Here is a 3,356-nt window from a genome sequence, read left to right on the forward strand (position 1 = left end):
GCGATCGCATTTTCCGCATGCCGCAGCGTCAGCTGCGCCTGCCGCAGGAAGGCCGTGCCCGCCGGCGTCGGCACCACGCCCCTGGGCGTGCGCACCAGCAGCCGCGTCGCCAGTTCGCTCTCCAGGCGGCTGATCTGCTGGCTGAGCGCCGAAGCGACCACCTCCAGCTCGCGCGCGGCGCGGCCGATGCTGCCCAGTTCTGCGACGCGGACGAAGTAGCGGAGTTGGCGGAGTTCCATGGCGGGAGGCGGGAGCGGAGTAGGGGATAGTAGTCGCAGGCGACGGACGCGCGTCGCTTTGCCGCCTCGGGGAAAACCTGCCTGACGGTTCAAAGAAATGTCAGGTATCTGACTTTATTCTGAACACAAAACGAAAATTGTTTACACTCTCATCCTCAAAATTCGAGGTTGAGCGGGCCGCCGTGGGGGCGGTTGCCGTTCGAGTTACGGGAGAAAATCGATGCGCAAGTTGCTGTTGGGAGCGGTGTTGGCCGCCGCGGTGTTCGGGGGGACGGCCCAGGCCGCGGTGGAACCCAAGGCCGTGGTCGCCACGTATTCGGATCTGGCGCTGGCCGGCTACGAAGATTCGCTGACCTCCGCCAAGACCCTGCGCACTGCCATCGACGCCCTGATCGCCAAGCCCAGCGCCGAAACGCTGAAGGCCGCGCGCGAGGCTTGGCTGGCGGCCCGCGTGCCGTACCAGCAGACCGAGGCCTACCGCTTCGGCAACCCCATCGTGGATGACTGGGAAGGCCGCGTCAACGCCTGGCCGCTGGACGAAGGCCTGATCGACTACGTCGATGCGTCCTACGGTACCGAGAACGACGAGAACGCCTACTACGCGGTCAACGTCATCGCCAACTCCAAGATCTCGGTGGGCGGCAAGACCGTCGACGTCAGCAAGATCACCCCCAAGCTGCTGTCCGAGATACTGCACGAGGCCGACGGCAACGAGGCCAACGTGGCCACGGGCTACCACGCCATCGAATTCCTGCTGTGGGGCCAGGACCTGAACGGCACCGGCCCGGCGCCGGCCGACCGCAAGGGCACGCCGCAGGAACGCCATGCCGGCAACCGCCCGCACACCGACTTCGATACCAAGCAATGCACGGGCGGCCACTGCGAGCGCCGCGTCGAATTCCTCAAGGCCGTGACCGACCTGCTGGTGACGGACCTGGAAGAGATGGTCGGCAACTGGAAGAAGGACGGCGCCGCGCGCAAGGCTGTCGAGGAAGATCCGAAGGCGGGCCTGATCGCCATGCTGACCGGTCTGGGCAGCCTGTCCTACGGCGAGCTGGCCGGCGAACGCATGAAGCTGGGCCTGATGCTGCATGACCCCGAGGAAGAGCACGACTGCTTCTCGGACAACACGCACAACTCGCACTACTACGACCAGGTCGGGATCCGCAACGTCTACCTGGGCAGCTACACCCGCATCGATGGCAAGACCGTCAAGGGCGCGAGTCTTTCGGAACTGGTCAAGGCCCGCGATCCCAAGCTGGACGCCGAGGTGCGCGCCAAGCTTGACGCCACCGTGGCCGCCATGCAGGCGATGAAGACGCGCGCTGAAACGGTCGAAACCTATGACCAGATGATTTCGGACGGCAACAAGGAAGGCAACGCCGTGGTACAGGCCGCCATCGACCGCCTGGTCGATCAGACCCGCAGCCTGGAGCGCGTGATCGCCCTGTTGGACCTGGGCAAGGTCGCCATCGAAGGTTCCGACAGCCTGGACAAACCTGACGCCGTATTCAAGTGAAACTCGTTTTAGCCGCCGTACTGGCGGCGTCGGCCCATGCCGGCGCCGCCGCCGCTCCAAGCGGGCGCGACGACCTCACGCCCGAAGATCTCAAGCGCGTGACCGCCATCACCGCGCCCACGCGGGACTTCTCGAAGGTGGAGACCTTCGAGACCATGCAGGCCGGCGCCACCACCACCAACAAGCTCATCAACGCCGACATCTTTTCGCAGCCGTCGGCCAACATGAGCTTCGAGGGGCGCCAGGAATTCCAGGTCGGCAATGGCCTGTTCCGCAAGGATTGGGTCTCGGCGCCTGCCTCCACGCAGGCCTCGGATGGACTGGGGCCGCTGTTCAACGCGCGTTCCTGCCAGGCCTGTCACACCAAGGACGGACGCGGCACGGTGCCGGGTTTCGATCCCCTGGAGCGTACCGATGCGGTGGCGCTGCTGCTGCGCCTGGCGGTGCAGCAAGGCCCCGACCGCGGCCACCCCAAGCTTGCCCTGGGTGAGATCGCGGCCTTGCCCGAACCGGTCTACGGCGTGCAGCTGCAGAACTTCGCGGTGGCGGGCCTGCCGGCCGAAGGCCGCATGGAGATCGAATACCAGCCGGTCCCGGTCACGCTCAACGGCGGCGAAACCGTCACCCTGATGAAGCCCGCCTACCGCATCGAAAACCTGGGCTACGGCCCGATGCGCGCGGACACGCAGATCTCGCCGCGGCTGGCGCCGCCCATGATCGGCCTGGGCCTGCTGGAATCCATCCACGAGGCCGACATCCTGGCCAACGTCGGCGCGGACAAGCGCGACGGCATCGTCGGCAAGGCCAACTGGGTCACCGACGTGCGCACCGGCGCGCGCGTGCTGGGCCGCTTCAACCTGAAGGCCGGGCAACCCACGGTGGAACAGCAGAGCGCTGCCGCCTTCTCCAACGACATGGGGCTGTCGACGCCCTTGTTCCCCAAGCATTCAGGCGACTGCACGCCCTCGCAGAAACAGTGCCTGGACATGCCGCACGGCGCGCAGCCGCGCTTCGGTCCGGAAGAAGTGCCGGCCAAGCTGATGGACTTCGTCACCATCTATTCCACCAATCTTGCCGTGCCGCAACGCCGCGACGCCGACGACGCGCGCGTGCTGGCCGGCAAGAAGCTGTTCTACGAAGCCAATTGCGTCGCCTGCCACGTGCCCAAGTACGTCACCAGCCGCAACGCCAAGCAGCCCGAACACCGCTTCCAGCTGATCTGGCCGTACACCGACATGCTGGTGCACGACATGGGCGATGATCTGGCCGACGGCGTGTCCGACGGCGAAGCCAATGGCCGCGAATGGCGCACGCCGCCGCTGTGGGGCATCGGCCTGACCAAGACCGTGAACCCCAACGCCACCTGGCTGCACGACGGACGCGCGCGCACCTTGCTGGAAGCCGTGCTGTGGCATGGCGGCGAGGCCAAGCCGGCGCGCGACCGCGTGGTCGCGATGACGCCGGAAGAACGCGCCGATCTCATCCGTTTCCTGGAGTCGCTGTGATGGCCGGATTTGCCCGAAAAGTGTTCAAGCGCGCCGCGGCGGCCGCGCTGGCCGTGGTCGCGCCCTCGGCCGCGCTCGCGGCGCCGCCCGCCG

General features: G+C 66.7%; 3 protein-coding genes. 2 read left to right on the top strand and 1 reads right to left on the bottom strand.

Going from position 1 to position 3,356, the window contains the following annotated elements; all coding sequences use genetic code 11:
• Positions 1-239 (bottom strand): LysR family transcriptional regulator (locus VIR09_RS28310; RefSeq protein WP_332015885.1); only part of this gene is annotated, 239 nt, incomplete at its 3' end.
• A gap of 220 nt (positions 240-459) precedes the next feature.
• On the opposite strand from VIR09_RS28310, the gene VIR09_RS28315 reads away from it, so the two are divergent.
• Together VIR09_RS28315 and VIR09_RS28320 are read left to right on the top strand one after the other, a co-directional pair.
• Positions 460-1,758, top strand: coding sequence for an imelysin family protein (locus tag VIR09_RS28315; protein WP_332015886.1), 1,299 nt, complete (start codon positions 460-462; stop codon positions 1,756-1,758).
• Positions 1,755-3,263 carry a di-heme oxidoredictase family protein gene (locus VIR09_RS28320; RefSeq protein WP_332015887.1) on the top strand — a complete coding sequence of 503 codons (1,509 nt, stop codon included), beginning with the start codon at positions 1,755-1,757 and terminating at the stop codon, positions 3,261-3,263. Before VIR09_RS28315 ends, VIR09_RS28320 begins: the two co-directional genes overlap by 4 nt.
• The last annotated feature ends 93 nt before the right edge of the window (positions 3,264-3,356 follow it).

The organism is Achromobacter sp. (assembly GCF_036567245.1).
Classification (GTDB): Bacteria; Pseudomonadota; Gammaproteobacteria; order Burkholderiales; family Burkholderiaceae_B; genus Achromobacter.

What these genes read in the sequence shown, in the direction of transcription:
- VIR09_RS28315 (WP_332015886.1), top strand. Translation starts at nt 460, where the DNA reads ATGCGCAAGTTGCTGTTGGGAGCGGTGTTGGCCGCCGCGGTGTTCGGG.